Consider the following 26,979-nt stretch of genomic DNA (forward strand, 5'->3'; position numbering starts at 1 on the left):
TTGATGAGTTGGCGCGCGCGATTCGCTTGCCTGACTAAGCCTGCTTCAGGCGTGGGGCTGGTCCTTGCGCACGAAATGCTGGTGCATTTCCGACGTCAGATTTTCGATGCGTTCGGTCAGGGTCTTGGTCATTTCGGTCAGCCGAGTGTTTTGTTCAAGCAACTCGAGTAACTGCGCAGTGTTCTTCGCGGCTTGCGCTTGCCGTTCGCTGTTGGCAATCGCCAAGGTCTCGCGGTGTAGCGCGTCGGCTTCGGACTGGGCTTTGTCGCGGGCGGCCTGACGGGTTTGCGCGAGCAAAATCAGCGGTGCGGCGTAGGCCGCTTGCAGGCTGAACGCGAGGTTGAGCAGGATGAACGGGTAGACGTCGAAAGTCGTTACCCCCGTGACGTTCAGAATAATCCAGACCGCGACGATGAGGGTTTGCGCGCCGAGAAAGGTCGGGGTGCCGAAGAAGCGTGCAAAGGCTTCGGCTTTCAATGCAAAGGTGTCGTTGCCGAAGGTCGATGCCAAATGAGCGTGGGGCCGGTGAAAGCGCAAGTGATCGACGGGGGCAGCGGGTTCTTTTTCAGGCGTGGTTGAATTCATGATGCTCTCTGCAATGCCGGGGGACTGAGGCTCACTATAACCTCCATAGCTTCCAACACCCGATTCGCTTTGAAACACTTTGTCGTGTTTTATTCAGAGCTTCGGTCCAGCGGATAAACACGTGAATAGTGTCATTTGTTCCACGTGTCCTTATCCGTGCCCTTCACGCCTATTTAATGCCTACCGTTGATAGCAGGCCAGGAACATGTCCAGTGTCGATTCCACGACAGTGCTCTGCATTTCGGGTGACAGGGGCGGCCGGTTCAGGGAAATCTGCGGCCAGAAGGCAAATGCCTTGAGCATTCCCTGCACCTGTTGGGCAGCGAAGCCAGGATCTACAGGCTTGAGCCGACCGTCAGCCTGAGCCGCGCGAATCCAGGTGGTCAGCCCTTCTTCACGTTCGCCAATGCGCTCGACCATGTCTTGGGCCCGTTCTGGCGAATGGATGGTGGCGGCGATGGCCACCCGGGCCAGATCGAGGAAGTTGTTGTCAGCCAGCAGTTGCAACTTACTGAGCAGTAACTGGCCGAGCTGTTCGCGCAGCGGCAGGTCTGCGCGATAGCAGGTGTCTTGTTGCTCGGTGACGTTGGTCCACAATCTTTGCAGGATTTCGGCAAACAGCTCTTCTTTGCTGGGGAAGTGGTTGTACACCGTGCGCTTCGACACACCCGCAGTGGCGGCAATCGTGTCCATGCTGGTGATGTCGAAACCGTTGGCACGGAATTCGGCAATCGCCGCCTGAACAATGGCTTCGCGTTTACGGTCGGTGAGGCGCTGTGGAACTGTCATAAATACGCTTCGGCAGAGAAAAGGAAGATTTACACTCGGCAGTTTACTTACTCCCGGCTTTGTTGCAATCTTGAAATTACACTGTGCAGTGTAGTTTGTGCGGTGAAAAATAGAGTTTGCGGCTGACGCGTGCGTGCATTGGCCATTTATCGTCCGAAAAAGAAAAGCCCGAATTTCGCTGGTTTTTCTGGAGTCACTCAAACATGGCCATTTTCTCTTCCCATGCTGGTAGCGCCGCCGAGTTGAAAACATCCCGGCAGGAGCAGGGGCATTTCCGTAATCATGCGACCGTACCGCGAGAAGGTTTTCGCAAGACCCTGCGAATTTTCTGGAACATGCTTTTCCACAAACCGCGTAACACGCGACCGGCCGGTGTTATTCCGGTTCAAGCGCTGACTCGTGAACAACTGCTCAGCGCGCCGAATCACAGTGTTTTTCGCCTGGGCCATTCCACCGTGCTGCTGAAACTGCGCGATAAATTCTGGCTGACCGATCCGGTCTTCGCCGAGCGCGCATCACCGGTGCAATGGGCCGGCCCCAAGCGCTTCCATCAGCCACCGATCAGCCTGGAGGAGCTGCCTCCGATCGAGGCGGTGATTCTGTCCCATGATCATTACGACCACCTCGACCATCAGTCGATCCTCAAGCTGGCGGACAAAACCAAGCACTTTCTCGCGCCGCTGGGCGTGGGAGAGACGTTGATCAAATGGGGCGTCGAGGCCAGCAAAGTGCGTCAGCTGGATTGGTGGGAAGGGACTCAGGTCAGCGGCATTCATTTTATCGCGACCCCTTCGCAGCACTTTTCCGGCCGCGGATTGTTCGATGGCAACAGCACGCTCTGGGCCTCGTGGGTGATGATCGATGGGGATAAACGGATGTTCTTCAGCGGTGACACCGGCTACTTCGACGGTTTTAAAGCGATCGGCGAACAGTTCGGCCCCTTCGATCTGACGTTGATGGAAACCGGCGCGTACAACGTCGACTGGCCGCACATTCACATGCAGCCGGAACAGACCCTGCAAGCGCATATCGATCTGAAGGGGCGCTGGCTGCTACCGATTCATAACGGCACCTTCGACCTGTCGATGCACGCCTGGCATGAACCTTTTGATCGCATCCTGAGCCTGGCTTGGGAACGCAATGTTTCCATCACCACGCCGCAGATGGGCGAAGCGTTCAGCCTCAGTCAAGCACAACGTGGAGAGGCCTGGTGGTTGGACGTCGAAGACGTGGTGTATCAGGATCAACAGAGTGTCGGGTGATTCGGCTACAGATGTGGGTGAGTATTCATACATCAACTGACGAATAGTGATGGCGGACGTTTCCCGCGGTTTCTATAGGCTGGAAGACGAGTGCATCAAGGCACTCGCTATCAGTCATAACAGGGATGTCATCACATGGATGTAACGTTAAAGGGCTGCATCACGCGGCTTGCCAAGGTTGTCCTGCTTGCAATTGCAGGCGCAGCCTACGCCGACACACAGGCACCAGAATCGAGATTGGAGTATTTCAGTGCCGATGAAATCAAAACGAAAATGGACCGCAACGAACTCACTTCCGTAGCACTCGTGCAGCACTTGCTACGACGCATAGAGGCTCTGGATAGGCAGGGGCCGGCGATCAACTCAGTCATTGAACTCAATCCGGATGCTTCGGCGATTGCTGGGGCACTGGATCTGGAACGTCAGAAGGGGAGAGTTCGGGGGCCTTTGCACGGGATTCCGGTGTTGCTCAAAGACAACATTGATACGTCTGACCAGATGCAGACCAGCGCAGGATCGCTGGCAATGGTGGGGCAGCCCGCCGCACAAGATGCCTTTATCGTGCAGCAACTCAGGGCTGCCGGAGCTGTCATTCTGGGAAAAACAAATCTTAGTGAATGGGCCTACTTTCGTGATCCGGACCTCCCCAGTGGCTGGAGTGGCAGAGGCGGGCAGACAAAAAATCCGCACCTTTTGAGCGGGGACCCATGCGGCTCCAGCTCAGGCTCCGCAGCCGCTGTAGCGGCAGGTTTTGCACCTTTGACGGTGGGAACGGAAACCTCCGGCTCGATCAGTTGCCCTGCGTCCATGAATGGCGTGGTGGGTCTCAAACCCACGGTGGGCCTGTTGAGCCGCAGCGGTATCATTCCAGTGACCTACAAACTTGACACACCAGGGCCCATCACTCGTACTGTTCGCGACGCTGCGTTGTTGTTGAATGCCATGACGGGTAACGACCCTACTGATTCTGCAAGCAAACCTCACGCTATTAATGGCCGTGACTACACGGCACTGCTGGTTCCAAATACCTTGGCTGGACGGCGCATAGGTTACCCAGCCAAGTTCGAGACCAGCAGCGAGGCGGCGCAGATCGACCCTCAGTTTTCCCGGGCTCTGGAAGTCATGCAGGCCGCAGGCGCGACGTTGATTCCGGTAGAGCTTCTCGACCCTGTATCGCAAGGGGTGGAAGAAGCGCTGTGGATGGGGATTAAACGTGACCTTCCAGCCTATCTTGCGACCCGGGCGGGGCTCGCTATCCATGGCTTGGGGGATCTGCTTCGTTTCAATGAGAGTTCCCCAGGCGTCGAGGGCCATGGGCAACTCACGTTGAGTGAGGCCAGCAAGATTGCCTTTGACGAGCACACCTACAACGAGCTTTGGCAGAAAATCCAAACTGAAAACCGCATCGCCATCGATAGTTTGCTGGCGGCGCATCAACTGGATGCCCTGGTGTCGGATGTCGGTTCTCCTGCCATGAACGTCGTGCCGTTAGCGGGTTATCCCTCGATCATGGTGCCTTCCGGAATGGACGGTGACGGTTTGCCCACCTCGGTTTTCTTCTATGGAGCGCGCTGGAGTGAGGCCAAACTTCTGGCATTGGCATACGGTTATGAGCAAGCCGCTCAGGAGCGGCGAAATCCGGTGTTCCGGCCGTAATAGTTGACCTGTTCGACTCCACGGAGTGTTCCGTGGAGGTGTCGGCAGGACAGGTTCCAGAAGATCTGGATCACTCAATCATCGCGTAATCCGCCCGTCCCACCGGGTCGGGTGTAGAGCCTTTGATGCTCATGCCTCTGCCCGGAGCAAAGCCTGGGAAAAACACCAGACCTTCGGCTTCAAGCCGATAGGCGAGGGCCAGGCGGGTTACGTCGAGCAATTCACCGCCAGCCTCAAACCGTCGGATAGCTTCAACGGTAACCCCGGACGCCTCGGAGAATTCCTCCAGAGACCAGCCCAACATCGCACGGGCTTGTGCGCTGTGTTCGGGAGTGAACTGGAACAAGGCGATACGTTCCAGGGTGATTTTCATCGCAAGAGAGGCCATGGTTTTCTCCGGGGTCGAGAGTGGTCATTCAATTTGTACTGTGTTTTTGTACAGTTGTTTTTGACCCGGATCAAACTCAATTTTTTGATTGGTTCTACTTCGTCTCCAGCCCCGGCACCTCCCTAATAATGAAGTGATCCAGATTCTCGATATCGCCACTGAACACCCCGAACGTCTGCTCGGGGTTTTTCTTGCTCGGCACCTGCTTCAACTCCGGCGTCACGCCATAGAAGAAGCAATAAAGCTCCCGCTCGCTGCCGATGGCGCCTTTGATTTCTTCCAGGAAGGCTTTGCGCTTGCGGTAGTTCTCGATCAGGTTTTTGCTCAGGTAGACGTTCACCGAGTAGGGCTTCCTGTCGAGCCAGACCTTCTTCTCGAAATCGATGCGCAAACTGGTGTTGTAGTCCTTGATCGCTTTGATCTTGCCCCAGTAAATCAGCCCCTTGTTGTCCTGCAGGTATTCGATTTTCTTGAAGAACGCGCCGTAAGACGCGGTGTGCTCGCCAATCTTCAGCGGCATGCGCTTGAGCAGGTCCTTGTCGTCGAAATTCGACACGAAGCACTCGACCGGGTGAGCGAAGACGCTGGTTTTGTCCGGTGCCGACTCGCGGGCCGGCTGCTCGGAAATGCTGGGCGTGGCAGAAGGTTTCGGCTCATCCCGAGGCGCATCGACATCCGGTGCCGGGGTGAACGGCTTGCGCACATACTGACGTCGGGTCAGCAGCAACTCCGACGGAAAATGTTCCTCCGGCCCGTCGTCCATTTCTGCACCTGCTGACGCCGGCGTTCTGAGGCTGGCATAAGGGCAGCCGTCGACATGCCGGGTGCTGGGCAGATTCTTGAAGTGCGGCGTCCGGATGTAGTTGACGTTTTTCGCGTTGAACGTCCCCAAGCCATTCGCCGCATCGAACGCCGTGCGGCAGCTATCGTTAGGGCACTGAAAGCGCTCCTTGGCCGAGTCGAAGTCCATGGTCTCGTCGAAGTTCAGATCGCGCACGTCATAGATCGACAGTTTGTCGTCGAGGCTGATGCAGTAGGCGGTGTCGAATTTCATGGGCGCTCGGGTCCTTGAGAGGTCAGTGGCGTATTAATAGCGGGTGGCGCGTGATGGCGCACCTGTTGATTCACGTTCGTCGCATCAACGCCCTTCGCAATTGGACAAGACCCCATAGCCTGACTAGCGTTGTGAAACGGATCGCATTGCTCCATGCCTCATGCTGAGGCGCCGCTCCGAGCTGACAGTCAGTTGCATCTACAAGGAGGTCAGATGTTTGGTTCGGTCGTACTGGACGCAATTCTCGGGATGCTGGCGCTGTTCACGCTGCTGGGCGTCTTCGTCACCACCCTCACTGAAATCATTCAATCGTTCTTCCAGAAGGTCCGGGCGAAGTACCTCTATGACGCCCTGAAGCTGTTGTTCACCGGCAAATTGAAGGGGCTGAACGCCAGCGACATGGCGTTCTTTCAGCAGGTGCTCGATCACCCGGTGATCCAGTCCATGGCGCCGCCGGGCAATCGCCCCAGTTATCTGGACCCGGCGATTCTGGCACAGGTGGTGATCGATCTGCTGCTGAGCAAAGACGACACCGCGACCCTCGATATACCCCTCGAAGAACTCAATGCGGCCCTGACCCAGGGCATTGCACAGGTTCCCTCCGAGCACTTGCGCCGCGCACTGACGACGTTGCTCGCGGCAGCCCAGGCCAAAGTCACCACGACTCAGGAGCTGTTGTGCTCGTTCAAGACTCGACTGGAGCACTGGATCAATGCGGTTATGGATCGCGCCGAAGGCTGGATGCGGCGCAATGCCAAAATCGTCTCGCTGACCTGTTCGCTGGTGATTTGCCTGGTGCTCAACGTTAACGCCTTCGACCTCATGCAAGGTCTGGTGCGCAATGACACCTTGCGCGCGGCGGGCATGCAGATGGCCAGCAATCTGCTGAAAGACAACGCGTCTGCTGCGCTCGATCAGGCCTGTGCGAATCGGGACGACAAGGCCCAGTGCCAGCTGGATTCGGCATTGAGCAGTTTGCAGGCGCTGCCTCAGGGCGCTATCGGCTGGAATAACCCGCCGGCGTTTTTACAGCACGATCAGAAAAACAAAACCGCCTGGTTCGGCTACTGGTTGCTTGGGGTCATGACGGCGGCGCTGGCGGCTTCGTTGGGTGGCGACTTCTGGTTCAAGATATTGAGCCAGATGATTCGTCTGACGGGCAGCAAAACGGTCCCACAGCCCAAGCCCTGAGCGCGATCGGGCACATCAACTCAGGGAGAGCAGCATGTCGAACAACTGGCCCGACGAGATTAAGCACGTCGTTGTGCTGATGATGGAAAACCGCTCGTTCGATCATCTGCTGGGGGATTACACCAGCATCAACCCTGCGTGCGACGGCATTGACCGTAAAGCGCCCAGCACCAACCCGCTGAAGGACGCCAGTGGCAACTCAGCGCTGATCACTCAAACGGCGGAAACTCCAGAGTACTTCGCCCTGTGGGCGCCGCCCGCGCCTTCGCCACCGGCGTTACCGGCCAAGGACAGCGAAGGTTTCGACCTCGGTCACGAGTTCGTCGATGTGGTGAAGCAGCTGGACGTGACGCTCAAGACCAGCCTGACCGCACCCAAGCTCGATGGCTTTGCGCAGGACGCCTACGACAAGGCCCGCAACGATCTGAAAGTGTACAAAACTTACTCGCAATCCATGGCGCAGCGGGCGATGAACTACATCCCGTTCGGTGCCACGCCGGCCGCCGATCCGCTGCCGGCGATCCAGGGGCTGGCGCGCAATTTCACCGTGTGCGACCGCTGGTTTGCCTCCGTGCCGGGCCCGACCTGGCCAAACCGCTTTTTCGCCATGCTCGGCAGTTGTAACGGCCACTTGCTGATGCCGTCCACGGGCACCGTGCTGGCCGGTATCAAAAGCCTGATTGCGCAGTTCGGCGGCGAGAGTATTTTTTCGCTGCTGCGCGACAAGGGCCACGATGTGCGCATTTACTCCAACGGTGCCATCCCGCTGGCGGCGCTGGTCAAAGGTGGTTTGCAGCACATGAGCATCGACGACTTCAAGTCGGATGTCGCCGCTAACAAACTCCCTGAACTGTCCTGGATCGAGCCGAGCTATGGCCTGCTCAACGGCAAGCTTGGGCCCAACGTGTCGCACCATCCACCGGAAGACCTGCGCTTTGGCGATCAGTTTGTCGGCGAGGTGTTCAATGCCTTGTCGGCCAACACCGACCTCTGGAGCAAAACCCTGTTCGTGCTGCTGTACGACGAGCATGGCGGTTTCCATGACCATGTGGTGCCACCGACCTGCGTGCCGACGGGTTCAACCGTCGATGTCGACTGGCCCAATCCCTTCACCCGGCTCGGCATCCGCGTGCCGGCGATCCTCGCTTCGCCTTGGCTCAATCCGGGTCTGATTCCATGGACCGACAGCCTCCAGGCGCAGCATTACGATCACACCAGTCTGCTGGCCTTTCTATGCGATCATTTCCAACTGCCGCGCAGCGCCCTCGGCCCACGGGTGGTGGCGGCCCAGCACTTCGGCAACGCGCCGATCTGGCGCACTGCTGCAAACGTTGCTCCGGCGCCGAAACTGGCAGCCACCGCCGTGCCAAGCCGCGCCGGGCTGCCATTGATCGAGTCCCAACTGGCGACCCAAAGCCGGCAGGTGGTGGACAGCGCCTCCGGTTACCTCGACGGCCTTGATCCGGAGCAGATCTGGAAAAACAGCGCGCAGGGCATCAGCAGTTTCCTCGACAGCCGTACCCGTGCACTGGTTGATCCCGGTCAGGCCGCCCTCACGTCCGCCGCGCCCAGTGCGGACAGCCTGGAAGCGAAACTGCGGCGTCTGCAGGATTTGATGGCCACCGCCCACGGTCAAACCGTTTCTCCCGTTGCGGCGCCAGCCACCAAAGCCTTGCTGGCTGGGGCAGCGCCGGGTGTTGTGCCCGCGCAACTGCGGGTCTTGTGCCTGCCCGGTGTGGGATTTACCCAGGCCGCCAACGGGCAGGGCAGCACCGACGCGAACTGGCAGGAACAATGGCGCACGCTGATCCGCAACCAACTGGCGCAGAACGGTCGCGTCATCGATGATCAGGACATCGACTTTCTACCTTTCGATGACCAACTCAAGGATGGGCCGGACTTCGCCCAGATCACCCGAGGCTTGGCCATGCTGCGGGACGACGCCAGGGGCAAGGCTGACGAGGATTTCGGCAGTTGGGGCTTGCCGGTCAATCAGATGCTGCGCACCAGCGTGGGCGCCATCGTGCAATGGATCGAAGACGCCGAACTGCGCACTGCACTGACCCAACATCTGCTGGACAAAATCGACGCGTTCAACCCGCAGATCATCTTTGCCCAAGGGCTGGGCAGCCTGATCGGTTACGACGCCTTGCGCCGTTCGGTGGCCAAGAAAGGCCCGGCGCTGAAACTCATCGATGGCCGGGTGTTCGTCAGCTTTGGCTCGCCGATCGCGCTGCCGTTGGTGATGCGCGAAGTGTGGGGCGGGCGGGTCATGCGCCTGAGCGAAAACGGCCAAGGCATTCGCCGTTGGTTCCACCTCTACAACCCCAACGACGGCTTGCTGACCCGGCCGATCACCTCGCCAGACTCGGCGCGCGTCGACCTGCAAACCGAGTTCAGCGTGCCGCTGCGTGATGACCTGCTCGACCTCAATCACGCAGCGCAAGCTTATTTGTCGTCCGCCACCAGCCAGACCGGCCTCTGGCCACAACTGGCCCGCGACGTGGTGGCGGCGCGCATTCTGGAAGTACCGGCGTTCCTGTCCCGCAGCGGCCAACGCAAACGCCGCGCCCTGGTGGTCGGCATCAACGATTACCCCGACCCGGGCGCACGCCTCGATGGCTGCATCAACGACACCTACCTGATCAGCCGCATGCTCCAGGAAAGCGGTTACGACGCCGGCGACATTCGTTTGCTGCACGACGCCCGAGCGACGCGGGCGAACTTCGTCGAGCGCCTCGAATGGCTGGTGGAAGGCGCCCGCGCCGGCGACGAGCGCGTGCTGTTCTACTCCGGCCACGGCACTCAACTGCCGGCCTACAGCAGCAGCGGCGAAGCCGACCGCATGGACGAAACCCTGGTGCTCTACGATTTCGACTGGGACGACGAAAACACCCACTTCACCGACAAACTGTTCCGCCAGTTCTACAGCCACCTGCCGTTCGACCCGAACGGCCACGGCGCCAAACTCACCGTCATGTTCGACTGCTGCTACGCCGGCGGCATGACCCGCGGCACCGGCCGCGTACGCGGCATCACCCCACCCAGCGACATCCGCCACCGCATGCTGCGCTGGGACCCCTACGCCGGCGACTGGGACCGCCGGGTATACGCCGCCGACAGCGACGGCCGCGACTTCAGCGAACACGAAAACAAATCCCGCGTACTCACCCGCACCCGCAGCACCCAAGGCGCCGCCACCGGCCTGCGCCCCGAGAAAAAAGCGCAACTACAGCGCCAAGGCAAACTCTACGGCCACCACGGCCCCTATATGCCCCTGATGCTCTACGCCGCCCGGGAAAACGAAAAGGCCAACGAGTATGAGGTGGGTTCCAGCAGCTACGGCGCCTTCACCTACGCCGTGGTCGAGCAACTGCGCAAGTTGCAGCAGGAAAACGCGACGTTAGGGTTTGATCAGTTGATTGCGCAGGTGGGCAAAGTGCTGAGCGCGAGGTCGCTGGGGCAGACACCGGAGATTGTTGGACCGAGCGGGGTGAGGGAAGCGGTGTGCCCGTGGCGGATTAGTGGGTTGGGGAAGTGACCTCGTAGCCGTTGTTGCAACCAAAGAAAAGGGCCGCCGGATAATCCTGCGGCCCTGATAACACCGAAATTCCCAAACCCACCACCGATCCCCTGTGGGAGCGAGCCTGCTCGCGATGGCGTCGGTGTGTAGTGGTCAACTAATCCCGGACACGACGTTAAGTTTTTTCTCGCCCTGAGCTGGCGCCAGCCCGCCGTTGAATTGGTGCGGTCGAACCCAGTTGTACCGATGCATCAAATAATGACTGATGTCTCGGTGCGCTTCTTGGGCCGTCATGTAGCCCACGGTCGGTATCCATTCAGTTTTCAGGCTACGAAGCACGCGCTCCATCGGCGCATTATCCCAGCAGTTTCCACGACGGCTCATGCTCTGGCGCATGCGGTAACGCCAGAGCCGTTGGCGAAACTGACGGCTGCCATATTGCGACCCTGATCCGAGTGAAACAGCAGCCCTTGAGGCCTGCCACGCTGTTCGTAAGCCATGTCCAGCGCCTTGATGACCAGATCCGCATCCGGCTTGTTCGACAACGCCCAGCCCACAACTCGACGTGCGCAGAGATCCAGGACAGCAGCCAGGTAATACCATTTCTCCTGCGCCCAGATGTAGGTGATGTCGCCACACCAGACTTGATTGGGCACCGGCACATCAAACTCCCGATTCAAGATGTTCGGAATATTAGGTCGCTCGACCGTCGCTTGTTTGTAGGCATATGATCCCGGTTGTTTGCTGACTAAATCCAGTTCCCGCATCAGGCCACGCACCTTGAACCGCCCGATTTGCTCACCGTCTTCCTGCATCATCGACACGATGCTGCGACTGCCAGCGGCGCTTCGACTTTGCGTGAACAGTTCATTCACCCGGCTGCGCAGCCGAAGCCGCTCAACGTCCGGAGTTCGGCGCCTGAGGCGATGGGCGTAGTAGCACGAGCGAGTGATATCAAAGACCGCGCAAAGCCAATCAACCGGCTCTTGGGCACTCAACTGATCAATCAGCGCTGACGCTCGTGTTCTTCCGACATCAAGAGCGCGGTAGCCTTTTTTAAAATGGATTTCTCCCGCTCAAGGCGAGCGATTCGAGCTTCCAGTTCCTGGATTTTCTGCTGTTCAGGCGTCAGTGCCTTGCTCTGCGGAGTGACGCCATTGCGCTCCTGCTGGAGCTGGCTGACCCAGCGACGTAACGCGGATTCGACAACCCCGAGCGAACGGCAGGCTTCGATATGGCTATAGCCTTGATCGAGCACGAGGCCTGCGGCCTCGCGTTTGAACTCAGCGGAAAAGGAACGACGTTGCTTGGTCATCAGACACCTCTATCTGGCGAGCATTCTCGCCTAAATGGGTGTCCGGTTTCATTAGACCACTACAGTCGGGTGCGGAGAACCGCTCTGGTTTGAAGAGTTTCTTAGGCTCCGGATGGCAGCGTGGGGGGAATTCCAAGGAGGGTCAAGAGCGGATACTGCATCGCCAATTTCATACTTTTATCACCTGTTGATATCCCCCCGAACCTAATTGCGGATGTGTCAGACCCTATCGGGAGCAAAAATTTCTGTAGGTCCTGGACAGAGTACTGATTCGGCATATACTGTTTTTATATACAGTACATGGGTGTGTGCACTGTTCATTCCTGTTTCAGTTGCCTTGTCCTTGATTTTCTTCATTTTTAAGGAAATGAGGAATTTACATTGGCTTGGCAAGGGATAGAATGGTGACCATTCGTCACAGATTTGACCCAGAGGCAATCAGCGCGCATGAACCTTCTAGAAATCCTACCCTCAGAAATCACCGGATCGTTACCGCTTCAGTTGGATACGCGTCCTGCTGAGGATTGGGCGCTTCTGCACAAGCTGCTGGAGATTTACGACCAAGGGCAAATAGCTGAAAAACTCAACGAAGTGAGCCCGGGGGGCTGGTGCCGCGAAACCATTAATCGGTGGATAAAGGGTAAAGCTTCGCCAAAGCTTTCCTATCACGAGTTCAAGTATCTGGATGGCTTTCTACCGAAGCGTCTGAACAGCAAGCCGTCGTTCACGTTCATCGATCTCTTTGCTGGTATCGGCGGCATCCGCAAGGGTTTTGAAGCGATTGGCGGCGAATGTTTGTTCACTTCCGAGTGGAATAAGTACGCCGTAAAAACGTACAAGGCTAACCATTTTTGTGATCCCGTTAGGCATCGCTTCAATCTGGATATTCGGTCAGTGACGCTGTCGGACAAGCCGGAAGTAAGTGAAGAAGAGGCATACAGAAACATTGATCACGAAATCCCGGATCACGATGTCCTGTTGGCCGGTTTCCCATGCCAGCCGTTTTCCTTGGCCGGAGTGTCGAAAAAAAATTCGCTAGGTCGGAAACATGGTTTTGAGTGCGAAACCCAAGGCACACTCTTTTTTGATGTGGCCCGGATTATTGCAGCAAAGCGTCCTGCGGCATTCTTGCTGGAAAATGTGAAGAACCTGAAAAGCCATGACAAGGGAAACACCTTCCGAATCATTTGCGAAGCCCTCGACGAGCTGGGTTACGAGGTTGCGGATGTAAATGCGCCGAAAGGTACGGACCCTAAGGTCATCGATGCCAAGAGCTTTCTGCCTCAGCATCGCGAGCGGATTGTGCTGGTGGGCTTTCGTCGTGATCTGAACGTCCATCAAGGCTTTACGCTTCGAGATATCAGCAAGTTGATCCCCAAGCACAGACCGACGTTTGGTGACTTGCTCGACAAGGACGTGGACAGTAAGTACATCCTCACGCCAAAGCTCTGGGACTACCTCTACCGTTACGCACAAAAACACCGCGAGAAAGGCAACGGCTTTGGTTTTGGGTTGACGGGTCCTAAAGATATCGCCCGCACGCTGTCGGCTAGGTACCATAAAGATGGTTCTGAAATTCTGGTCGATCGAGGGTTTGTTGAAGCTTTGGACTTTAACGGAGAGTTGAATCAGCTCAATCGTCCTCGCCGACTCACCCCTCATGAATGTTCTCGTTTAATGGGGTTCGACAAGCCTGGCGAAAGTTCCTTCGTCATACCTGTATCCGACACCCAGGCTTACCGTCAATTTGGTAACTCTGTTGCGGTTCCGGTTTTTGAAGCTGTGGCTCGTCTGATGAAGGATCGCATTCTGGCTGCGAAGGCCAAAAACGCTGATACAGAGCAGCCACAGCTTGAAATTGCTCTTGCGAATTAATCCAGATCCAGAGATATTTCTTCTTGTGTGTCGACGCGGGTGGTCGCTGGGCACACATTTTTATAACCATAAAACAGCTTATTGGTACACGACTAGCATGGGTTGGGGGGCATCACTTGGATCCCTGTGAAACGGGTGACAAAAGGGCTGACTATTGACTGATGTAGTAGATTCGGTGACTCGCTCCAGGATGATGTCTGGCATCCAGGGTAAACATACACAACCCGAGATGGCGATACGGCGTTATCTTCACGCGAACGGTTTTCGGTTTAGATTGCATCGCAAAGACCTGCCGGGACAGCCAGATCTGGTGCTGAGCAAGTATCGGATAGTGATATTCGTACACGGTTGTTTCTGGCATCGACATAAAAATTGTTTTTATGCTACCTCTCCAGCTACACGAAAGGATTTTTGGCAGCTGAAATTAGACAAAAATGTTGAGCGAGACGAGAGTCAAATTGCGAAACTCTTGTGCGCTGGCTGGAGGGTATTGACGGTTTGGGAGTGCGGTATCAAGCATTCGTTGAGTGATATTGAGCGGGTTAAGGTGTTAATTCGCAGTGATCTTTCGCTCATGGTTTGGCCCACTACTCCTCCGCGGATCAGGTCGTAATACTGCAAAAAAATACTATTTAATTTTGAGCTTTGGAGGCTGGTAGTGAAGGATGTCGATCAGTGGGAGTTGCTTCAAGAATGGATTGGCAAAAGCACTACTATTCTAATAAAAAAGCTTTCCAGAAATGATTGCAGTTGGGCTGATAATCCTGATAAGCACCAAAATGGTGTCTATATCCCTGCCTACATAAGAACATCTGGTTTTTATCCTGAGCTGCATAAAAAGGACGCCAAACCACATATCTTCGAGGCCGCTTTCGATACGATCTGGCCAGCTACTGGAGAGACGAAGTCTTCGCGATTGAAGCACTTCTCAAATAAGGGGCCTGAGGCACACATGACAAGAGTGCCAAAAAACGAGTTTTCAGGTCTTACTCCAGCCTCTTTGCTTGTAGGGGGTGTTCTTAAAAAACCAGAAGGCGGTGCATGGCATTGGTTTGTGGTGATAGATTCCGCGTCCGATGATGCAGAATTGATTGAGACACTGTTCGAACTAGGCGTCGATTTTCAATGTGATCTCTTTGATCCTAAAGAAATTTTGAAAATTGAACCTGATGAAAGTGCGCGGCTGATTGAAGAGATAACGGCTGCCATAAAAGGGGGATGGCTATCAAAATTTATTGACTCTGTATCGAAGTTGCCGAAGCCTGATGTGCTTGCAGAACAGGCACAGAATTTATTCATGAAGAATAATGGCTTGGAGACGCTTAATCCATATGAGATTAAGCGCCCTGGTGACGCCATTATGAAAATTAGTCGCGATATTGAGTATTCTTTGTATAAGCGAGCGGAGCTTCGTCATCGATCGGCCGATATCGTTCGCATCATAAGCGAGGGAGGCCCTGATTTGGTTAGCGCCGTGGTGCGAGGATTTCCTCAGCTCGATGCTTCTTTTTTAAGTGCAAGCCAGCATCGAAAATCCCGAGCGGGAAGGTCTTTCGAACAGCATATTTCCCGACTTTTAAAAGATGGGAAAGTAGAGTTTCAAGAACAATTTATAACAAGTGGTAGGCGGCCGGATTTTGTGCTCCCGAATGGAGATGTTTTGGGTTCTAAAGCAAGAAGTTTTGAAGATGCGTTAGTACTGTCCGCAAAAACTACTCTGCGCGAACGCTGGAAACAGATCGCGCTAGAAAAATTCAATTGTGGATTATTTTTGGCAACTGTAGATGATCGAGTTTCTTCTGATGCAGTTGATGATATGGCGCGGAGCGATATTTTTCTCGTCGTTCCAGAGTCGTTGAAAAACTCGTCGGATACTTGTTACGAGAAAAAAGGGAATGTACTCACCTTTCGTGAATTTTTCGATGAGGAAATCTCAAAGAAACGTCCGGCATTTTTACACTGCTGATTTAGCTAGCCGTGGGAGAAGTCAGTTATGAGCGAACCGGTACTGTTCACGATGGATGAAGCAAAATCTCAACTTTCACTGCTTGCCAAACGCGTTTGGGCCGGTGATAGGGTTGTGATTACGAAGGACGGTAAGCCTTATCTGGATTTGCTGCCGCATGTTGGTGTTATGCGTCGGCGTAAGCCAGGGCGGCTTAAAGGGCAGATTCGCATGTCAGCGGATTTTGATCGGGCTCTTCAAGATTTCATCGAATAGTTTTTCGCGATTCTAGCGATTGCGGGAGGTGTTTGGTTTTGCGAGGGCTTCGCCCTCGGACGTAGCCTTCGGCAACTGCTACGGGGATGTTTTGTAAGCGCTCCATGAACCCCACATTTTAAAGGTGGGGATCTATGGCTATCCTGGAGTTTGCCGCGTGCAATTCCACGGCAGCAAGGCCTCGAAGTCTTCTACGCTCGAGGCTTGTGGCAGGCGCTCAAGTGCGTAACGCAGTCACGTATAGGGCTATTGGCCGTTGGCTTCAGCCGCCTCGACCAAACTGTAAAGTTGAGCGCTGGCCATCGCGCCTTTGGGCGTGTCGCTGAACAGCCAGTTCTTACGCCCGATAACGAAGGGCCTGATCGCAAGTCTTTTTCAGCGTTTCCTTAGGGAGCGCCGGTTCTCGCAACGTGTGACTCACAAGCCCAGCTTGGCAGCAGTTCTTTACTACACTCTCCTTGGCCTTCACGCAGCCAGCTATGCCTCATCGGATCCTCGAAATGATTTAATGGCATCGGATGGCTCAATTAGCCTCAATTGAGAACGGCCTGTAAATGAGCTGCTGGGTGTGGGCTAGTAGCGAGCGGCACTGTTTGAGCGCCTCGCTCGTCAAAGGATGCTTGAGAAAATCAGGGTCGGCAGATGCGGTATTTCGAAGGGGATGTGCTGCATGAAACTGCCCCAGCGTGGGTAGAAGCGGCGCTCAGTCTGGGTTATAGGTGGCGCCAGAGCTGCAATGACGCTCGTCGGATCGGGCTCTTGTCAATGCCGTGCGGATCGGAGGCGGCCGGTCTCGTCGCGTTGGGCGCGCTGCGGAGCGATCTTGAGCGTGCTACGGCAAACCATGTCGATACGCACTTTGACCTTCTGCTACGAAGGTGCCGCGAGCGCATGGCTGCACTGAGGCGCGGCGACTCCTCCGAGCTGCCCTCATGGGATGTACGCAATGTCATTGAGAATACCTGCTGGCGTTTTGCTTCTGACAATGAGAAGCCCTATGAAATAGTGATTGAGGACAGCACGCACCAGCGGCATATCAAGCGTGGTGGAAAACTCACTCCCAATCCGAACGGACCATGCCGCCGTTACATCAGGCGAGAAAGTGCCCTCGGCTGGCAGCTACACAATCTTCCGCTGCCACAGATAAGCCCCGGCGGATCAGCTCTGGAACTGTCGATTTATAGTGCTCTGCCTGGCTGCAACGGGCCGATCCTTGAAGACAACCTGTGCCGCTCCTATGACGGTCTGGTACTGGTCGGGCAGGGCGCTGCGCGCGACACAACCTATATGCAAAAGTTTTATGCCGCGGGTTTCGCGTCCGATAATTGCCGGCTGCCGCTGGGCGAGCTGCTGACCCTGCATTCCAAGGAAAGGAAGTACATACAGCGTCTGGGCTTTCTGAATGAGCGTGCTTCAGATAATTCCGGACACGAAGCCTGGCTAGTTGTTGCCGATGGCCTGTCTGCGCTGCTCGCTGCGGAGAGACTGTTTCCCGCCAGCGACATTATCGGTGTCTGCAACCGCGATGCCGCTATCGAAGCCACCGATCAGCTAAGAGACTGGCTGAACGGGATCATCCGTTACTACGCCGATATGTACATCGAAAACTGTCTGCCTAGCGTACTGCCAGAAGGCATGTTGCTGCGCGTGCTGCAACGGAAGGCAACCTAAATGACGTACGTCTCGACGACCGAGCGCATGAGTTTTCTGGCAGACAATCCTCCGGTTCAGGAGCTCCATGTGTGCGAGTCGCAGCTGTTTACTGCGATTCGTAGTCATATGCGGGCGCTGTTTGCCGCCATCTATCGGCCAGAAGGCGATCCGCGAGAGAATGAACCCGCACTGGCGCTGCGCATCGAGATGATGAAATGGCTGACATCGCCATTGATACCGAATACCGATTTTCTCCTGAATTTCGGTTTGGCCAACGAGCTCCACACTCGCTACAGGTGGGGCGAGGACGCTGTGCGCGAAGTTATGGCGCTGAAAGACCTAATCAGCCGCTACCGCGAAGAAGGCTCGGTGCTGAATGAGGAGTTCGTGCGGGTATTTTGCAACCTGACAGTGGAGTTTGGTCAGGACCGGCTCAAAATTTGGTGCCACCGCAATGAGCGTGATCTTTTCCGCGAGTTGCTCGAGGGGCTGACCGAGCTCGAAGACCATGCGTTCATCTGCTCGCTTGCCGAATATCGCAGCTGTTCGCCAGTTGATGCGTTGTTCAGGTTCGGGCCGCTGCGCACACACGGCATGGCAAAAACACCGGAGGCACTGATCACTTCGCCGACTTACCGCAGGCTGGTCAGGTTTGTCTGGAAAGGGCTGGCAGATGAGGAAGGATTCGCGGCCGATCCTGTGGCTCCCACACACAACTGGCTAGCAACCATGCGGTCCGTAAGGCACATCGTCACCGGCAGCGCCAGGATAGACGCATCCCCGCCGGCGGAGGACCCAGCTGACGACATTGTCTTCTTTGCCGAGACCAAGGGCGCCGATCGAGGCTGGCATCGCTGTGTGCTGGTGGAATTGTCCGGTGATTGCGGGGTTCTGCTGCGGCCCGGAACAAGCCAGCTGGTGTTCGCCCCACGTCGTGATGACTGCGACGCAATCGCCTACCGCCATATCATTGATGTGGAGGAAGGCGATTACCTGCTGATCCACGACGCCGATGCGAATTTTGGGGAGATCAGCGTCGACGCCGCCAAAGCTCCGCTAGCAGCCGTCTGGAAAAAGGCACTGGCCGACCTGTACAAACGACGGTCGGGCTTGTGTGTCCAGAAAATGAAGGATGCTGGCATTTCACTGCGCAATCTTCATCGCGCAGCAGAGAGCTGGATGTCGCTGAATGGCAGCGTGATTCATGCGCCTCAGAGCCGTGATCATTTTCAGGCGCTGCTTACCCGTGTGATCGACCCGGAACTCATCCCCCCACGGAACCACAATGGACAAGTGGTCCCGGGCTGGCGTCTGGCCTGGGCCGAAGTGGCGGCCTCACGGTCGACAGCGGTCGAGCACGGTGTCATGGAATCCGCCATCGTCAATGAGCAGCTCATTGTGGAGTTGCGCAAAGAACTCGGTCATCTGCGCGACATGGTTTCGCCCGATGGGGATTACCTCCACTTGTTGACTCCGGAGAGCGGACTGGCTGGCAGTGTGGGGTTTGATCCGGTCATCAGCATTACGCCCGGCTTTGCCGCACCGCCGGAGGAGTTTGGTAAGCCAATGAAGCTGCTGGTCGCGGAACAGTATCGTTGTGAATCAGGGGATGCACTCTAATGCACATGATCCCCGCGTTCATCAATGAGTCTGCTCCGCTAGGTGAAATAGACGTGTTCCGCAAGCTGGAAAGCTCGGGACGCGACTGGATAGTGATTCACTCACTCGATCTTGCTCCGTACAACAATTATCGTCGCACCGAGGTCGACTTTGTCATTCTGATCCCCGACGTTGGTATTCTCTGCGTTGAGGTAAAATCGCATCGTGAAATCGGGTTCGACGGCAGCCGCTGGTATCCGGACAGCGTCACCAAGTCGCCATTTCGCCAAGCGCAGGATGCGCGATTCGCGCTGCGTCGTCGTTTGGTGGACCGGCTATCCGCGTTTGCGCATGTGCCTGTCATTCATTGCTGCGTTTTCCCGCGAGCAGACTTCGCCGTGCCGGCTAATGTGTCCATTCAGCCGTTCGAAGTGATGGATCGCGGCCGGTTTGCCGGATGCGGCACGGGCGAGGCATTCTGCGACGCACTCAAGCGCATGGCACAGCTGGCCATTGGCGCCGATCCACAGATCTCCCCGCTGAAAGTGCTGTTGTCGGCATTTCATCGTGACGAGTTCATCAATTTCTGTTTTCCGATCCGCAAGCGCCGACCCGAAAAGGCTTCCGAAATGCTCCATCGCGAGGCGGAGCTCGGGAAGCTTCTGCGCGAGCAGCAGCGGCCGGTTCTCAGGTTGACGGACTACAACCCTCGGGTTCTGGTGGAAGGGGGAGCTGGGACAGGAAAATCACTGATAGGCATTGAGGTCGCTCGGCGCAAGGCCGCCCAAGGGCTTCGCGTCGGTTATCTGTGTTTCAACCGGCTGATCGGCAGCTGGGCCGCTCGTGAGCTAGCGGCCGATCGCCATCCCGATCTGATCGGCGGCTCCGCGTTCAGCGTACTAATGTCGTTGACCGGCATCGAACCCCCGAATGATCCAGATGCCGATTTTTGGGCACAGCTTCCGCTGCTGATTCAGGAACGTCTGACTGATCCGGCTTGCGCACATGATGCGCGATTTGACTATCTGGTGATTGATGAGGCGCAGGATATTCTCGCGCGGCCCGACCTTCTGGACTGCGTCCGCCTACTGATCGACGGAGATCTGATCGGTGGCAGTTATCTGATGCTTGGTGACTTTCGAAATCAGGTGCTGACGGGAGCTGACGAACTCGAGGCGAATCTTGTCGAAGTGCGGCATCAAGCCGTCCGCTGGCTGCTCATGGAAAACTGCCGGAATTACAAGTCCATCGGACAAGTTGCAATGACCCTGTCGATGGCTGACCGGAGCACGTATTCAGGCTATATGCGCCAGGGAGGCGGCCTGCAGACGTGGGATCTGACCATGTATGAAGACGCGAAGGATCAGGTCCGTAGAATCAGCGAGTGCATTGACTTGGCTCTGGACAGTGGTTTCCGCGATGAGGAGATCACGGTGTTGAGTTTCGGTGCAGAACAAAAATCGGTGCTGCCTCTGCTGCGGGAACAGTCTCAACGACGATTTGTTTCCGCCGCGCAGTTCGAGGCCAAGGGTATCCGGTGGTCCACTGTTTCTGCATACAAGGGTCTTGAGAACAAGGTCATTATCATTGCCGACGTGATGCCGTTCGACAGCGGGTTCAACCGCCATCGCTTCTACACGGGCATCACCCGTGCGATAGAGCGGCTTTACATCCTCTGTCACGCTTCAGGCAAGTCACAGCTGGTCGAATGGGTGGCCTGTGCGGGGAAAGACAATGAATAGAGAGCGTTCTGCCGAGATCGAATTTCTGCGCGGTGAGCTGGTGGGACCTGCGCGCCCTTTGGATGCTGGCCAGCCTGGCACCACGGTGGCCTTTGATGCGGAGCGCGCTTTCCAAGCGCCGGCCGACGCCAACGGGACGCTGTTCTGGATGCCTGAAGGTACCCAGGTCCCGCAAGAGATCGTGTACTACCGCGGAGAAACTCCACTGCAGCGCTATGGCGCGGGACTGTTGCACCCGCGCAATGATGTGCCCGGGCCAAGAAGCGACGAACCGGCGGCTACGCAAACTGCAGAAGAGCTTGCTGGCGATGCGGCGGTTGAAACCGCACAGGCGGTTGTCGCCGAGATAGAAGAACCGGCGTTACGTGATGTGGGAGCCGAGAGCGTCGATGCAGCGACGGTGGGGCTGGATGACGATTTCGAAATCGCCAGTGCCGACATGTATCAGCCCTCGGTCATGGGCATCAGTTTTTGTATCGAAGACGAGTCGGGCGAAATTGTGGTGGCGCTGCCTGCGCAGAAAAAATTCTTCTGGCAACTGCCCGATGCGACACCTTTCCCGGTCAATGGCCGTTACGAACGCTGTGTCAAAGTCGTACGGCCGGAGGGTGGAAGCGATCAGTCTTTCGATGCGTGGCGGCGAGTGCCGGTGACCACCGCAGAGACTTGCGAGCGATTTGAGCTCGGCAAGCTGAAGCCCGGCGTTACCGAATCCAGAAAGCTGGATCTTCCCTGCGGATTGCCCCTGGAGATCCAGCTGTTTCCCCGGCGGATGCATGGCAAGTGGCTCATCACCTGTGTGCTGCGCAATCTGCGGGATGCCGGCACCCTGAAAACGCAGGAGGAGCGCATCCGCAGTGTGCTCTATCAGGCGCATTTCGAAGTGCGTGTGCAGGCCGGGGCGAAGTTCAGTCGCTACCCTGAAGGCGTCAGGCCGTTCGAGCAGTTTGATGACGACGAGCAGACCCTCGCACTGCTCTACCGCGATGCGGCCACCTGGGCGATTGGACATGGCTGTGCGGCAGGCTGGGAGGGGATGGATGGCGACACGCCGGAAGTGGTTTTCGCAGATGTGATGCCGGCCGTGGAGCTCCCTAGCATGACGCCCGACATCAGGGGGCTCGATGGCCAACTGATCACCCTGTCGATGCGCGAACTCGCCGGGCTGCCTTCCTTCGCTGAGGGCGGGGTGGGCTGGCAGACACTCACCCATCTAGCAGACGAGTACGCGGCGTGGATTACGGCAAGGGAACAGGAGCGCGCAGGGCTGGATGCACATTATCAGGATGTGGCCGAGCGCCATCTTGATGACTGCCAGCAGTGTTTGACGCGTATCCAGCGTGGGATTGCCATCCTGCAGAAGGATGAGACTGCGCTGGAAGCGTTCCGGTTGGCAAATCAGGGCATGCTGCTGCAGCAGATCGCATCCAAGCAGATCGAGCGCCGCCCCCTCAGCCGTCTTGACGGTTACGTCGCGGCCGAGGAACTGCCGCTCGGTAAACCGCGCACCGCTTGGGATGTCTGGGCCGCCGGCACGGAAAGGCCCGATGTAGGACGCTGGCGCGCATTCCAGGCGGCCTTCCTGCTGATGAGCATCGCTGGACTTGTCGACGGGCATTCCGGCGACCGCGAAATCGTCGATCTGATCTGGTTCCCCACAGGAGGTGGCAAGACAGAGGCCTATCTCGCGGTTGCGGCCTTCTACATGTTTCACCAGCGCCTGATTACACGCCCCGACGATGCGCTGCGCCGCGATGGCACCAACGTTTTCATGCGCTATACCCTGCGCATGCTGACCACGCAGCAGTTCCAACGGGCGGCCAGTCTGATCTGCGCCATGGAGCAGATCCGTGTGCGCCTGCGTGCGGAAAGCGCGCGGCCCAAGCTCGGGGAAAGGTGTTTCTCGCTGGGCTTGTGGATTGGAGGCGATGGCTCGCCGAACACCTGGGATGGCGCCCGCGCTGAGATCAGGAAGTACAGCCGGGGTGAGGTGGAGGGGAATCCGTTGGTGCTCACCGAATGCCCCTGGTGCCGCAGCGAGATTGGGCGCTTGGCGTCTGACCGGCCCACCCGCTACGCAAGGCGCAACGAGAACAACCTTGCCGGACTGGCCGAGTCCAACAAGCGCCCTTATCTCAAGTGCTCCGACACCCTCTGCTCGTACGGTGGCGAGCACGACAGTCTTCCCGTCGAAGTGGTCGACCAGTCCATCTACGACACGCCGCCGTCCATGTTCATCGGTACGGCGGACAAGTTCGCAATGATGGCATGGAAGCCGGAAGCCGGCGCGCTGTTCGGTTTCCATCATGGGGCCGCCGGGACAGTCACGCGTATTAGCCAGCCGCCGGGCTTGATCATCCAGGATGAATTCCACCTGATCTCGGGTCCGCTGGGCACGATCTACGGACTGTATGAAGGCGTGATCGAAAGATTTTGCAGCGCGAAGGACCGTACGGGCATGATCCGACCCAAGATCATTGCTTCAACGGCCACCATCCGTGGTGCGACGGAGCAAGTACGGGCCGTTTATGCACGCGAAGGGCTGCAGCTGTTTCCCAGCCCCGGACTGCAGATGGGCGATTCGTTTTTCGGCCGTTACGCGAAGGAGGGCGATCGGTTTGCCGAGGGGCGCCTGTACCTCGGCATTCATGCCAGCGGTTACCGGTCTTTCCTGACTACGCAGGTCCGGACGTTCTCGGCGGCACTGTTCCGGGCCTGGATGTTCGATGATGGCGACAAGGATGCGTGGTGGACCTTGCTGGCGTTCTATAACAGCCTTCGTGAACTCGGCGGCGCCCGGACACTGTTCGACTCGGACATCGCGTCGCGCCTGAAGGATTACTCGTTCCGCTATGGCCTCAAGGGAAGCGAGCAACGCTATCTCAATACGGTCGAGGAACTGACCAGCCGTCGTGGTCAGGCGGAACTGGTGCAGTTGATGGACAGACTGGCACTGGACTGGAGCGAGAAGGGTTCCATCGACGCCTGCCTGGCTTCCAACATCATCGAGGTAGGGATCGACATCGACCGGCTAGCGCTGATGGCCGTCGTCGGCCAGCCCAAGTCGACCGCGCAGTACATTCAGGTGACGGGCCGTGTCGGGCGGCGCTGGACCGAGCGGCCAGGTTTGATTCTGAGCATGTTCAATCCGGCCAAGAGCCGTGATCGCTCGCACTTCGAGCAGTTTCACAGCTACCACCGCCGGTTGTACGAGCGCGTCGAACCGACATCGGCAACCCCTTATTCGGTCGAGGCGGTGGAGCGTGCTCTCGCCGGGGTCCTGTTGGTCTGGGCCAGGCAGTGTCATGAAGCCGATTCGCCCGGCGAGGCCTTCGGTAGCTATGACGGCTACCTACAAGATGCGCTTGATCTGCTCATTGAGCGCTGCATGGCCATTATGGAGCAGCAGCCCGATGAGGCGCGCCGTGTCTGCAATGCCATGCAAAAGGTTTTCGACAGACTCCGCAAGAAGTGGCAGGGCAATCCGCAGCAATGGTGGGCTTACCCGCAGAGGACGGACGGCGAGTATCTGATGCTGTGGTCGAGCGAATACGCTACACCCGGACAGAAACTGAAGGGAGAGAGGATCCTTAGCAGCATGCGCAACGTCGACGGCAATGCCCGCGCGGCGATCAGTAACGATTATTTCGCGGAGGAGCAGACCGAACATGGCCAGTGAGATTCGCCTAGGGCAACTGATTGCGCCCTTTGGCCCGGGGAGCATCTACACCGACAAGAGCGGTGTTCCGAACATCATCTGCGGACTGGACTTCTGGTACCGGAAGACGGATGAGCGGGGGCAGTGGCAGGTGGGTGAAACGGCCTTGCGCAAGCATGTGGTCGATGAGCCAAGGCTTTCCGCGCTGCTCAACGTCCCACAATTTCGCCAGCCGCCGCAGTATTGTTCTGACGACCAGAACCCCGAGCTTTCGTATCTGCAAGTTCAGACGCATCGGTTTCCAACCTGGTATGTCAACAGCACCAGTGGAAAGTTGCGCAGGTTCAGTCTAAATACGGAGAAGCTGGCACCTCTGGAAAAGGGCCAAGGCCGATGGCGGCCAGTCCGCTTCATCAGTGTCTGTGCCCATGGTCATATAACGGACTTTCCTTGGAAGCAGTGGTTTGGATGTGTCTGTCCTGGCGATGAAGGTCTGGTTCTGAATGACTCGGGCGGCCCAGATCTGCGGTCCGTGAAAGTCTCCTGCAAGACCTGCATGAAATCGAAGACGCTGATTGGTGCAATGTTCATGGAGCGCGATCCTGCCACTTACACGATCACGGCTTCCGGCCTTAGGGATGCAGGCATTACCTGTGGTGGTGATCGTCCATGGCTTGGGAGGGCGGCGGAAACGTGCACCGAACACCCGGTGGCCGTGCTGATCAACCAGTCAAACATCTACTTCGGCAAGACCATTTCCTCGATCTATCTGCCTGATCTCGCTAGTCAGCGGGAAATTGTCGACATACAGGAGATACTGAGGCAGCAGGACCTGGATCTGACCACCGTAAAGATCTTCCTCAACATGGAACGGCGTCCCAAAGCCCTGGAAATGCTTCGGGAGATCCTGAAACCCCATTACACAGTGCTTCCCGAAGACGATGCGATCCTGAAGGCCTTCGAATCCCTCAGTCAGGGGATCACAGCGACCACCGGCACCCTTCAGCCTGTCTCCCATGAATCGGAAAGTCTGATGTTCCGGCGGGCCGAGTACAACGTCCTCCGGAGCGAGGTTGGTCCGGGCAAGAGCAGTGAATTGCGTGTTATACCTAGCCTGGTTCCAGCAGCCTTCACGTCGTGGCTGGGGACGGTCAACCTAGTGGAGCGATTGCGCGAAACGCGTGTGTTTTATGGATTCGAACGTCTGGTGCGGTCGAAGGATCCGCTCGAAGGCATGCCTTCATCCGCAATGGGCCAGCTTTTTCTGAATCCGCCAGAGCCCGAGTACCAGTGGCTGCCCGCCATCAAAAATTACGGCGAAGGGTTATTTGTCGAGCTGCGTGAGGAGGCAATCAACAGCTGGCTCGACATGAACGCCTCTTGGCTGCAAGGGCGGCTCGATAAAGGATTTGTGGATCGCATGGCCAACGAGACGTGGCTACTGCCCCCTCTGAGTAGCGGTTGCACGTGGCAATGGGCAGCGCGTTACCTTCTAGTCCATACGCTTGCCCATATTCTCATCAATCAGTTGGTTTTCGAGTGCGGTTACTCCTCCGCTTCATTGAAAGAGCGCATCTTTGTGTCAAATGACGATGGGGCGCCTATGGCTGCTTTCCTCATTTATACGGCTGCAGGTGACTCGGAGGGTAGCCTAGGTGGGCTGGTCCGCCTCGGTCGTCCTAAGTTGTTTGAGCCAATGGTGCGCCGGGCTGTCTCGCGTGCGTCTTGGTGTTCCGCGGATCCTGTGTGTTCAGAAAATCTGGGAGGAAATGGTTCGAGGCGTGTGAACAAGTCCGCTTGCCATGCCTGCGTGCTGCTTCCGGAGACGGCATGCGAGACGATTAACTGTGGGTTGGACCGCGCGATGATCGTGGGGACGCCGCAGGCACCGCAAGCTGGATTCCTGTCTGATCTGATTCAAGGATTCGCCATCTGACAAGGGTTTTTACACGCGAACCAGATGGTCTTCTCACAAAGGTGCAAAGGCTAGATGTAGACGTATCGCCCGTTTGCTGTGTGGTCATGGAGGCCTCTGTCCTTGCCTTGTTCGACTGACGAGATGTAGCCCGTCTTGCATTCGAAGATTGGGTTGTGATTTAGCTCGCCATGGGAGAAGCCAGTTATGAGCGAACCGGTACTGTTCACAATGGATGAAGCAAGATCCCGACTTTCACTGCTCACCAAACGAGTTTGGGCCGGTGACAGGGTTGTAATAACGAAGGACGGTAAGCCTTATCTGGATTTGCTGCCGCATGTTGGTGTTATGCGTCGGCGTAAGCCAGGGCGGCTTAAAGGGCAGATTCGCATGTCAGCGGATTTTGATCGGGCTCTTCAAGATTTCATCGAATAGTTTTTCGCGATTCTAGCGATTGCGGGAGGTGTTTGGTTTTGCGGGACTGTCAGATTTTTTGTGTGCGGGCCGGTAACGGCCTGCCGTTAGGCAGGCCTTTATTTCACCAGGTCGGCCT

18 protein-coding genes and 2 pseudogenes are annotated in these 26,979 nt (G+C 56.9%); 14 read left to right on the plus strand and 6 right to left on the minus strand.

Features of this window, described 5'->3' with window-relative positions:
- Positions 1-45: 45 nt before the first annotated feature.
- Together AC1RPZ_RS24900 and AC1RPZ_RS24905 are read right to left on the minus strand one after the other, a co-directional pair.
- Complete coding sequence (locus AC1RPZ_RS24900) at positions 46-585, minus strand: DUF1003 domain-containing protein (RefSeq protein ID WP_493140222.1); 540 nt, start codon at positions 583-585, stop codon at positions 46-48.
- A gap of 180 nt (positions 586-765) precedes the next feature.
- Positions 766-1,374 carry a TetR/AcrR family transcriptional regulator gene (locus AC1RPZ_RS24905; RefSeq protein ID WP_493140224.1) on the minus strand — a complete coding sequence of 203 codons (609 nt, stop codon included), beginning with the start codon at positions 1,372-1,374 and terminating at the stop codon, positions 766-768.
- A gap of 203 nt (positions 1,375-1,577) precedes the next feature.
- Here AC1RPZ_RS24905 and AC1RPZ_RS24910 point away from each other — a divergent pair, with 203 nt between their 5' ends.
- Both AC1RPZ_RS24910 and AC1RPZ_RS24915 read left to right on the plus strand, forming a co-directional pair.
- Entirely contained in the window at positions 1,578-2,636 is a 1,059-nt protein-coding gene (locus AC1RPZ_RS24910; RefSeq protein WP_493140226.1) for an MBL fold metallo-hydrolase, read from the plus strand.
- 135 nt (positions 2,637-2,771) lie between these two features.
- Entirely contained in the window at positions 2,772-4,292 is a 1,521-nt protein-coding gene (locus AC1RPZ_RS24915) for an amidase family protein (RefSeq protein ID WP_493140228.1), read from the plus strand.
- A gap of 70 nt (positions 4,293-4,362) precedes the next feature.
- Here AC1RPZ_RS24915 and AC1RPZ_RS24920 read toward each other — a convergent pair whose 3' ends face one another.
- Positions 4,363-4,680, minus strand: a complete 318-nt coding sequence (locus AC1RPZ_RS24920; RefSeq protein WP_493140230.1) for a helix-turn-helix domain-containing protein — start codon at positions 4,678-4,680, stop codon at positions 4,363-4,365.
- Between the two features lie 94 nt (positions 4,681-4,774).
- The gene (locus tag AC1RPZ_RS24925) at positions 4,775-5,734 is read right to left on the minus strand and encodes a hypothetical protein (RefSeq protein ID WP_493140233.1); all 960 of its coding nucleotides are present in this window, start codon (positions 5,732-5,734) and stop codon (positions 4,775-4,777) included.
- A gap of 213 nt (positions 5,735-5,947) precedes the next feature.
- Here AC1RPZ_RS24925 and AC1RPZ_RS24930 point away from each other — a divergent pair, with 213 nt between their 5' ends.
- Together AC1RPZ_RS24930 and AC1RPZ_RS24935 are read left to right on the plus strand one after the other, a co-directional pair.
- Positions 5,948-6,925 (plus strand): hypothetical protein, encoded by a 978-nt coding sequence (locus tag AC1RPZ_RS24930; protein WP_493140235.1) that lies wholly within the window; start codon positions 5,948-5,950, stop codon positions 6,923-6,925.
- Positions 6,926-6,959: 34 nt separating this feature from the next.
- Entirely contained in the window at positions 6,960-10,466 is a 3,507-nt protein-coding gene (locus AC1RPZ_RS24935; protein ID WP_493140238.1) for an alkaline phosphatase family protein, read from the plus strand.
- Between the two features lie 135 nt (positions 10,467-10,601).
- Here the strand turns inward: AC1RPZ_RS24935 and AC1RPZ_RS24940 are convergent.
- A pseudogene (locus tag AC1RPZ_RS24940) lies at positions 10,602-11,763 on the minus strand (IS3 family transposase).
- Positions 11,764-12,210: 447 nt separating this feature from the next.
- Between AC1RPZ_RS24940 and dcm the strand changes: the two are divergent.
- The 4 genes from dcm (at position 12,211) to AC1RPZ_RS24960 (ending at position 15,859) form a co-directional block, all read left to right on the plus strand.
- Entirely contained in the window at positions 12,211-13,638 is a 1,428-nt protein-coding gene (gene dcm / locus AC1RPZ_RS24945) for a DNA (cytosine-5-)-methyltransferase (protein WP_493140240.1), read from the plus strand.
- A gap of 154 nt (positions 13,639-13,792) precedes the next feature.
- Complete coding sequence (locus tag AC1RPZ_RS24950; protein WP_493140242.1) at positions 13,793-14,251, plus strand: very short patch repair endonuclease; 459 nt, start codon at positions 13,793-13,795, stop codon at positions 14,249-14,251.
- Between the two features lie 45 nt (positions 14,252-14,296).
- Positions 14,297-15,604 carry a type II restriction endonuclease gene (locus tag AC1RPZ_RS24955; RefSeq protein WP_493140244.1) on the plus strand — a complete coding sequence of 436 codons (1,308 nt, stop codon included), beginning with the start codon at positions 14,297-14,299 and terminating at the stop codon, positions 15,602-15,604.
- 27 nt (positions 15,605-15,631) lie between these two features.
- The gene (locus AC1RPZ_RS24960) at positions 15,632-15,859 is read left to right on the plus strand and encodes a type II toxin-antitoxin system Phd/YefM family antitoxin (RefSeq protein ID WP_493140246.1); all 228 of its coding nucleotides are present in this window, start codon (positions 15,632-15,634) and stop codon (positions 15,857-15,859) included.
- 138 nt (positions 15,860-15,997) lie between these two features.
- On the opposite strand, the pseudogene AC1RPZ_RS24965 reads toward AC1RPZ_RS24960, so the two are convergent.
- A pseudogene (locus tag AC1RPZ_RS24965) lies at positions 15,998-16,225 on the minus strand (transposase domain-containing protein); the annotation flags it as partial.
- A gap of 525 nt (positions 16,226-16,750) precedes the next feature.
- On the opposite strand from AC1RPZ_RS24965, the gene AC1RPZ_RS24970 reads away from it, so the two are divergent.
- The 6 genes from AC1RPZ_RS24970 to AC1RPZ_RS24995 all read left to right on the plus strand — a co-directional run bounded on the left by AC1RPZ_RS24970 (position 16,751) and on the right by AC1RPZ_RS24995 (position 26,861).
- A complete protein-coding gene (locus AC1RPZ_RS24970; RefSeq protein WP_493140248.1) occupies positions 16,751-17,530 on the plus strand; it encodes a hypothetical protein in 780 nt (259 codons plus the stop codon).
- Positions 17,531-19,132, plus strand: coding sequence for a hypothetical protein (locus tag AC1RPZ_RS24975; RefSeq protein ID WP_493140250.1), 1,602 nt, complete (start codon positions 17,531-17,533; stop codon positions 19,130-19,132).
- On the plus strand, positions 19,132-20,853 hold the full coding sequence (locus AC1RPZ_RS24980) for a nuclease-related domain-containing DEAD/DEAH box helicase (protein ID WP_493140252.1): 1,722 nt from the start codon (positions 19,132-19,134) through the stop codon (positions 20,851-20,853). Before AC1RPZ_RS24975 ends, AC1RPZ_RS24980 begins: the two co-directional genes overlap by 1 nt.
- On the plus strand, positions 20,846-24,532 hold the full coding sequence (locus tag AC1RPZ_RS24985; protein ID WP_493140254.1) for a helicase-related protein: 3,687 nt from the start codon (positions 20,846-20,848) through the stop codon (positions 24,530-24,532). The genes AC1RPZ_RS24980 and AC1RPZ_RS24985 overlap by 8 nt, the downstream gene beginning before the upstream one ends.
- Positions 24,522-26,447 carry a DrmB family protein gene (drmB, locus tag AC1RPZ_RS24990; RefSeq protein WP_493140256.1) on the plus strand — a complete coding sequence of 642 codons (1,926 nt, stop codon included), beginning with the start codon at positions 24,522-24,524 and terminating at the stop codon, positions 26,445-26,447. Before AC1RPZ_RS24985 ends, drmB begins: the two co-directional genes overlap by 11 nt.
- Before the next feature lie 186 nt (positions 26,448-26,633).
- Entirely contained in the window at positions 26,634-26,861 is a 228-nt protein-coding gene (locus tag AC1RPZ_RS24995; protein ID WP_493140257.1) for a type II toxin-antitoxin system Phd/YefM family antitoxin, read from the plus strand.
- The last annotated feature ends 118 nt before the right edge of the window (positions 26,862-26,979 follow it).

It is taken from the genome of Pseudomonas sp. GW822-FHT02D10, from assembly GCF_058802345.1.